General features: G+C 61.3%; 6 protein-coding genes and 1 tRNA gene. 5 read left to right on the plus strand and 2 right to left on the minus strand.

Translation table 11 applies throughout. From position 1 onward, the window contains the following. The 3 genes from EN994_RS10000 to EN994_RS10010 form a co-directional block, all read left to right on the plus strand. A partial coding sequence (locus EN994_RS10000; protein WP_127307511.1) for a hypothetical protein occupies window positions 1-1,435 on the plus strand: 1,435 nt, incomplete at its 5' end. Between the two features lie 196 nt (window positions 1,436-1,631). Beyond that, entirely contained in the window at window positions 1,632-3,545 is a 1,914-nt protein-coding gene (locus tag EN994_RS10005; RefSeq protein ID WP_063170019.1) for an acyltransferase family protein, read from the plus strand. 81 nt (window positions 3,546-3,626) lie between these two features. Next, a tRNA-Gly gene (locus tag EN994_RS10010) sits at window positions 3,627-3,700 on the plus strand. A gap of 2 nt (window positions 3,701-3,702) precedes the next feature. On the opposite strand, the gene EN994_RS10015 is transcribed toward EN994_RS10010, so the two are convergent. Together EN994_RS10015 and EN994_RS10020 are read right to left on the minus strand one after the other, a co-directional pair. Next, window positions 3,703-3,939 carry a hypothetical protein gene (locus EN994_RS10015; protein ID WP_024503153.1) on the minus strand — a complete coding sequence of 79 codons (237 nt, stop codon included), beginning with the start codon at window positions 3,937-3,939 and terminating at the stop codon, window positions 3,703-3,705. Window positions 3,940-4,069: 130 nt separating this feature from the next. Beyond that, the gene (locus EN994_RS10020; protein WP_027161714.1) at window positions 4,070-5,059 is read right to left on the minus strand and encodes a LysR family transcriptional regulator; all 990 of its coding nucleotides are present in this window, start codon (window positions 5,057-5,059) and stop codon (window positions 4,070-4,072) included. A 311-nt stretch (window positions 5,060-5,370) separates the two neighbouring features. Here EN994_RS10020 and chvE point away from each other — a divergent pair, with 311 nt between their 5' ends. Next, window positions 5,371-6,441 (plus strand): multiple monosaccharide ABC transporter substrate-binding protein, encoded by a 1,071-nt coding sequence (gene chvE, locus EN994_RS10025; RefSeq protein WP_027161715.1) that lies wholly within the window; start codon window positions 5,371-5,373, stop codon window positions 6,439-6,441. Between the two features lie 123 nt (window positions 6,442-6,564). Next, on the plus strand, window positions 6,565-7,994 hold a 1,430-nt coding region (gene mmsA / locus EN994_RS10030; protein ID WP_127307512.1), incomplete at its 3' end, for a multiple monosaccharide ABC transporter ATP-binding protein.

A 7,994-nucleotide genomic window follows, 5' to 3' on the forward strand; every position in this document is an offset into this window, starting at 1 on the left:
GAGCAGGCTGATCTTCTGCCTGCTCGCGGCCTTGGCGATGGCGGGTGCGTTGGGTGCCCAGGCAGGCGCCACCCTGCAGGATCCCGACAGCTGGTGGCAAGTGAAGGTCGGTCTGGATTTCCTGACTAACCGGACATTTCCGACCGTCGATCCCTATTCCTACACGTTTGCCGGCCAGCCCTGGATTGCCAAGGAATGGCTGGGGCAGGTCCTGCTGGCTCTTGCCTACCGGGCGGGCGGCTGGAACGGGGTCGTCAACGCGATCATCGCCTCGATCTCCCTGACGGTTTTCCTGATGGGGTGGTTTCTCAGCGCATGGCTGAAGCCGATCCTGGCGATTACACTGGCGTTCGCCGCGGTGTTCCTGATCAACCCGATCTTCACGGCGCGTCCGCATGTCTTCACCTTCCCGATCATCGTCATCTGGACAGCGGTCCTCTTCGGTGCGGCAAGGGAAGAACGGGCGCCGCCCTGGTGGCTGCTTGTGCTGGTCGTATTATGGGCGAACCTGCACGCCACCTTCACCTTGAGCTTCGTCATCGCGGCTTTCGCCGGTCTCGATCTGCTGGCGCGCACGGGCCTGTCGAAACCGTCCCTGCTGGCGAAGTGGATCGCGTTCGGCCTGCTTTGCCCGCTGGTGAGCCTGATCCACCCCTACGGCGTCCAGGCCATCCTCGCGACGCTCGCCGTGGCCTACGGCAATGAGGCGGTGTCGCTGATCATGGAATGGAAACCGTTCAGTCAGCCGGACAGTCCTGTCCAGGAAGCGGCGATGCTGCTGGCGCTTTTCGGGCTTCTGGTGTCCCGGTTGCGAATTGGCTGGGCCAAGGCGTTGTTCGTCGTCTTCACCCTGCATGTCTATCTCGCCCATGTGCGCTTCATGTATCTGTTCTTCCTGCTGATTCCGCTGGTGATGGCGGCCGAGGTCGCACAGCAATATCACTCGCTTTCAGCCACCGCATGGCTGGCCGAAAAGCGCGACGGGCTGGAGAGATTCTTAGCCAGACGGTTCTACGCCATCTGCGGCACGGCAGCCGTTCTGCTGATCGGCGGGATCGCCGTGCTCGGCAGCGCCTATCAGGTCGCGCCGAGCCCGAAGACATCGGCCAGCGGGGCGCTGGCCTTCGCGCAAAGCCATCATCTGTCCGGCAATGTGTTGAATTCCTACAATTTCGGCGGCACGCTGATTTTCCATGGGTTCAAGACCTATATCGACGGACGGACGGACCAGCTGTTCCTGGGCGGCTTCACAAAGAGCGACAACGACACCGGACGCGGAGACGGCAAGCCGCTCCTCGAAGCCCGCCTGAAGAAATACGCAATAGATTGGGCGCTGCTGTCGGCCGACGACAGCCGGATTCCCTTCTTCGACCAGTTGGGCTGGAAACGGGCCTACTCGGACGATTACGCGGTAATCTATCTGCCCGGCGCCTGATCCTGTGCGTTCCTGGCGGATTTCGCGACAGCCAATATATGCCTTGACACCCATGTTGCAGCGCAGCAAAATTGCTGCCTGAGGGTAAGCCTGTGAGACCGACGAGCCGGGATTTTCAGCACGACCGAAGGCATCGCCGCATGAGCGTGTCGGGTGCGGCCGCACGGATCATGGTGGTCGCGCGCGAGCCGGCCGGATGAACTACCGGCGCGACATCGACGGCCTGCGGGCCGTTGCGGTGCTGCCCGTCGTGCTCTTCCATTTCGGCGTGTCCGCCATTCCTGGCGGCTTCACCGGTGTCGACATCTTCTTCGTCATATCGGGCTATCTGATCAGCGGCAGCCTGCTCGATGATCTTGAGCGGGGCCAGTTCTCGATCGGCCGCTTCTACTGGCGCCGCGCCCGGCGCATCCTGCCGGCGCTGACCTTCGTCATCCTGCTCTCGAGCATTGCCGCCTGGTTCATCCTTCTGCCTTCGGATCTCCACGAATTCAGCCTTAGCGTGATCGCCGCCGCGACCTTCTGGTCGAATATCTATTTCTGGAGAACGATGAACTATTTCTCCATCGACGCAGAACTGCGGCCGCTCCTGCACACATGGTCGCTTTCGGTGGAAGAGCAGTATTATATCTTCGCGCCGATCCTGCTTTATCTGATCCACCGATACGTCTCGAAGCGCTGGCTGACGGTACTTCTGCCGATGGCCGTCGGCAGCTTTGCCCTGGCAGTCATAGCAACCTCGCTGGCACCGACGGCAGGCTTCTATCTCTTGCCGACGCGCATATGGGAGCTGGCGCTGGGCGCCATGCTGATGTTGCGGAAGCCTCCGGTCCTAGCCGGTCGGCTGGCGGTGGAACTGATCGGCCTCGCCGGCTTTGCCCTGATTGCGTTTGGCTTTGTGATGATTTCGGACAGCGATCCGTTTCCCGGCTACAATGCCCTATTCCCCTGCATCGGAACAGCACTGCTGATCTATGCTGGCCAGGATAACGCGGACAGGCCGGCACCTGTCGCCACTCGCGTGCTTCGGTTGGCGCCGCTGGTCTGGGTCGGCCTGATTTCCTATTCGCTTTACCTCGTCCACTGGCCAATCAACTCGTTCGTCCATTATCTCTCGCTGAAGACCGTCGGTGTGCCAACGATTGTCGCGATGACGGTGGCCAGTTTCGCCCTGGCGGCATTCTCCTGGAAATATGTCGAGCAGCCCTTCCGCCAGAAACGAGCCTATACCGCACCGCTGCCTATCTTCGCTTTTTCGGCGACGGCCATCGCGCTGCTGTGCGCCGGTGGTTTGGCCGGTGCACTGGGCAACGGTTTCCCGCAACGGTTCCCGGACTTCTCGACCGAACGTATCCGGGTCGGCGACTGGCGCAACGGCATCTGCTTCAACGAAAACGGGACCCGCATCGAAGACTGGAATCTCGCCGACTGCACCCGTACAACGGGCTTTGCCACCAATGTGCTGCTGTGGGGCGATTCTTTCGCTGCCCATTATGTATCGGGACTTGAGCCCAACGCCCAGAAAATCCAGGCCAATGTCATCCAATACACCTATGCCGGCTGTCCGCCCGACCTGACCTATTTTTCCTATGCTCGGCCCGCCTGCACCCGCTTCAACGAACGGGCCTTGTCGATCATTCGCGACGCAAACATCCAGGCGGTGATCCTGAGCGGCCGATGGACCGACTACCAGGCCAGGGGCTTCGCCGGCCTGCAGAAGACGATCGACCGGCTTCGCGAGATGGGGGTCAAGGTCTATACCGTCGGCCAGTCTCCGGAATTCATCGCCGACGTCCAGAAGATCGCTTTCTTGGTGAAGCGGGAGCATGCCGGAACCACATCCTGGCCTATGGCTATGGATCCGGGCATCAACGCACGGGTTCTGCCGTTCACCAAAGGGGCCGATTTCATAGATCCGCTGACGTATCTGTGCGACTCGGCCGGTTGTTCATACGCCGACGCCAAGACCAATGAATTTCTCTACTTCGACTATGGCCACTTCTCTTCCGCCGGCGCGACGCTGGCCATCTCGAAATACTGGCCAAGTTTCGCCACCAGCGACAAGGCCGCGAAGGCAAACCGGCAATTCACGGCCGCAGGCGCGCCGTGATCCGCAGCACGACGGCGTCGTGCCGAAACGGACCGCTTTGCGATTGCCCGAAGGCCAACCCTCATGCTAACGAGGGCGCACGCGGGTATGATGTAATGGTAGCTTGTCAGCTTCCCAAGCTGAACGCGCGGGTTCGATTCCCGCTACCCGCTCCAGCCTAAGGCGTCAGAACCATTTCAGCGCCTGCCTGTTCGTCGAACACAACCGAGCAGCCTCTCGCCAGCGCCACCGTTGCGAGGGCGTTTGCCGCCGCGTCATCCGATGAAACGAAGTCGCCGGTCAACACCCGCAATTCTTCCACGCCTTCAGCCATGGACACGAAATTGCCGACCGATCGATCGTGCTTGCAGGCCTCGATCACGCAAAGCAGGTCGATGATTTCGAAGCTGCGCATGTTCAGCCTCCAGAAGAAATCGTCCCTTGCAAGATCATGAACGCATCGGCGGGAAATAATGTTCCCAGTTCGCTTTCGCTGGCCTCGGCCTGGCGGCGCTTTCGCCGGAGAAGCTTACCTGATCCAGCCATCATCCCACTTCCCTCAGAATGAAGTCGTGCAGCATCTTGGCGGCCGGCGACAGCGCGCGATTCCTCACCGTGATCAGGCTGTAGGGCCTGACCTCGATGTCGAATTCGGTCTGGACGACGTCGATGGCGCCGGCCAGCCCGTCAGGGTTCTGGATGAATTTCGCCACCTGGACAGAGACCGGTGCGATGGCATCGGATTGCGCGACCATGACCAGGGTCAGGAGCAGCGAACTGGTGTTCAGGATACGGTCCGGCAAAGCGATGTTGCGGTTGAGGAAGTTGCTCTCCATCGCCTGGCGCAAGGGCGAGCCGCCCGACTGGAAGACCCAGTCATAGGCGGCGGTGTCTTCCAGCCGCACCACGCTGCCCCTGGTGAGCGGGTGGCCACGGCGCACGATCAGGCAGGCTTTCTCGACGCCGATGACGCGCGACTCGAACAGCCGCGGATTGAGGTCGTCCGGGATGCGCGCGATGATGAAGTCATGGCGCGTGGCGATCAGCTCGCGTGCCAGCACATTGGAGGTCTCGACCTGCATGGTGATCTCGATGCGCGGATAGATGCGGCGGATTTCACGAATTGCCGGCACCGCCAGCTCGATTGCCGGCGCGGTCACGGCACCCAGGAAAACCGAACCACCCTTGCCCGCCTTGAGCTCGGAAATCTCGCGGTCGACCTCGCGCATCTCCAGCAGGATCGAGCGCGCGCGCCTGGCCAAAGCCTTGCCGTATGGCGTCAAGGTGATGCCGCGCGGCAGCCTCTCGCACAGCTTGACCTCCAGCACCGCCTCCATCTCCGCGATCATGCGCGAGGCCGCCGGCTGCGAAATGTTCAGAACCTGGGCTGCCGCGCTGACCCGGCCATGGTCGTCGAGCGCGACGATCATGCGCATGTGACGCAGACTGAGACCGCTGCGCAGCAGGGTTTCGCCATCGCCCGGTGCTTCTCTGTAACCATCTGAAGCTGTTGTCGGATTCGCTGGCCGCGCCATCGCTTTCCCTGCCTTCTGCTCGTGTACGACCGACATCGGGGTCAGCCCGTCACGTCGCAATACATATACCAACCATGATATAGCAACCATCAAAGATCGCATTTGACAGTTATGGCAAAGACCCACACCCTCCGCGCGTTCCAAGACGTGACGGTCGCCGACGAGAAAAATCGTATCGATTGAATCAGCGTCTCGGGGCCATGGGAGGATACCGGAGATCGATATGACGGCAGCGGTGCCTTGGCGCTTCTGCACGATTGCGCGGCCCGCGACCCCCGGGGTGCCGCGTCCATCAAACAGGGAGAGTTAAAGTGAAAATCATCAAGACACTGGCCGCCGTCGCGGCCCTTGGCATCGCTGCCATGACCTACTCGGCGCACGCAGCCGACAAGGGTCTCGTCGGCGTGCTGATGCCGACCAAGACCTCGCAGCGCTGGATCAATGACGGCGATGCCGTCAAGTCCCAGCTCGAGGCTCTCGGCTACACCGTCGACCTGCAATACGCGCAGGACGACATCCCCAACCAGCTCAGCCAGCTGGAAAACGAAATCACCAAAGGCCCGAAGGCGCTGATCATCGCTTCTATCGACGGCACCACCCTGTCGGATGCTCTGCAGAAGGCCGCTGACGCGGGCGTCGTCGTCGTCGCCTATGACCGCCTGATCAAGAAGACCGCCAATGTCGACTACTACACCACCTTCGACAATTTCGGCGTCGGCGTGATCCAGGCGAATTCGCTGGTCAAGGGCCTCAAGGAACGCTTCCCGAACACCAAGCCGTGGAACGTCGAACTGTTCGGCGGCTCGCCCGACGACAACAACGCCTTCTTCTTCTACAATGGCGCCATCTCCGTCCTGCAGCCGCTGATCGACGACGGCTCGATCAAGATCAAGTCCGGCCAGACCGGCATGGACAAGGTCGGCACGCTGCGTTGGCTCGCCGCCACCGCCCAGGCACGCATGGACAATCTGCTGTCGGCCAACTATTCGGATGGCAGCCGCGTCGATGGCGTTCTTTCGCCCTATGACGGCCTGTCGCGCGGCATCACCGCCTCGCTGCGCGCCGTCGGCTACGGCACCGAGGCTCAGCCTTGGCCAATCGTGACCGGTCAGGACGCTGAGACCGCTTCGGTCAAGCTGATCATCTCGGGCGAGCAGTACTCGACCGTGTTCAAGGACACCCGCGAACTGGCCAAGGCCACCGTCGAGCTCGTCGACAAGGTGCTCTCGGGCGGCAAGCCGGACGGACTCGATGAAAAGACCTACAACAACGACGTCAAGGTCGTTCCCTCGATCCTGTTGACGCCGCATGAAGTCGACAAGTCGAACTACCAGGCGCTGGTCGTCGACTCCGGCTACATCAAGGCCGACGAACTGAAGTAATCCCGGTTACAAAGTCAGGGGGTCCTGCGCAACGCAGGGCCCCTTTTCGTTCACCAGCGAGCCCGGTATTGTCACCGACCTCGCCGGCAATATTTGCCGAGCTCTCAAGGAGCGGTAGTCCCCATGGCCCCGACGATTTTGGAGATGCGCGACATCACCAAGACGTTTCCCGGCGTGAAGGCGCTGTCGAACGTCAATCTCAGCGTCGAGGAAGGCGAGATCCACGCCGTGGTCGGCGAAAACGGCGCCGGCAAGTCGACGCTGATGAAGGTGCTGTCGGGCGTCTATCCCTCCGGCACCTATGACGGCCAGATCATCTTCCAAGGCCAGGAATGCCAGTTCAAGGGCATCCAGGACAGCGAACACAAGGGTATCGTCATCATCCACCAGGAGCTAGCGCTGGTGCCGATGCTGTCGATCGCCGAAAACATCTTCCTCGGCAACGAGCACGCGAAATTCGGCGTCATCGACTGGGACGCCAACGAGGAGCGCACCAGTGCGCTGTTGAAGAAGGTGGGCCTTAAGGAGGACCCCAAGACGCTGATCACCAATATCGGCGTCGGCAAGCAGCAGCTGGTCGAGATCGCCAAGGCGCTGAGCAAGGAGGTCAAGCTCCTGATCCTCGATGAGCCTACGGCATCGCTCAGCGAAAAGGACAGCCAGGCGCTGCTTGACCTGCTGCTCGAATTCAAGCGGCAAGGCATGACCTCGATCCTGATCTCGCACAAGCTCAACGAGATCAACCGGGTCGCCGACAAGGTGACGGTGATCCGTGACGGGCGCACCATCGAGACGCTGGCCAAGAAGGACATCTCCGAAGACCGCATCATCACCTCGATGGTCGGTCGTTCCCTCGACGACCGCTATCCGCCGCGCGAGCCTGATATCGGCGAGATCGTGTTCGAGGTGAAGAACTGGTCGGTCTATCACCCGCTCCATGCCGAGCGGCAGGTGATCAAGGGTATCGACATCAATGTGCGCGAGGGCGAAGTGGTGGGCATTGCCGGGCTGATGGGCGCCGGCCGCACCGAATTCGCCATGAGCCTGTTCGGCCGCTCCTACGGCCGCCGCATCACAGGCGAGGTGCTGCTCAAGGGCAAGCCGATCGATGTGTCCTCGGTAAGCAAGGCGGTCCAACACGGCATCGCCTACGTCACCGAGGATCGCAAGACCTACGGGCTCAACCTCATCGACCATATCAAGCACAACATCACGCTGGCCAATCTCGGCGGCGTGGCCCGCCACAGCGTGATCGACGACATGCGCGAGCTCGCCGTTGCCAACGACTATCGCAAGAAGACCAATATCCGCGCTTCCAGCGTCTATCAGTTGACCGGCAATCTTTCCGGCGGCAACCAGCAGAAGGTGGTGCTGTCGAAATGGCTGTTCGCCGACCCGGACGTGCTGATCCTCGACGAGCCGACACGCGGCATCGATGTCGGCGCCAAGTACGAAATCTACACGATCATCGCGCGACTCGCCTCGGAGGGTAAGGCGATCGTGGTCATCTCGTCGGAAATGCCGGAATTGCTCGGCATCACCGACCGCATCTA

It is taken from the genome of Mesorhizobium sp. M7A.F.Ca.CA.002.09.1.1 (genome assembly GCF_003998555.1).
In the GTDB taxonomy this organism is placed as follows: Bacteria; Pseudomonadota; Alphaproteobacteria; order Rhizobiales; family Rhizobiaceae; genus Mesorhizobium; species Mesorhizobium ciceri.

What these genes read in the sequence shown, in the direction of transcription:
- EN994_RS10005 (WP_063170019.1), top strand. Translation starts at nt 1,632, where the DNA reads ATGAACTACCGGCGCGACATCGACGGCCTGCGGGCCGTTGCGGTGCTG.
- EN994_RS10020 (WP_027161714.1), bottom strand. Translation starts at nt 5,059, where the DNA reads ATGGCGCGGCCAGCGAATCCGACAACAGCTTCAGATGGTTACAGAGAA.
- EN994_RS10015 (WP_024503153.1), bottom strand. Translation starts at nt 3,939, where the DNA reads ATGCGCAGCTTCGAAATCATCGACCTGCTTTGCGTGATCGAGGCCTGC.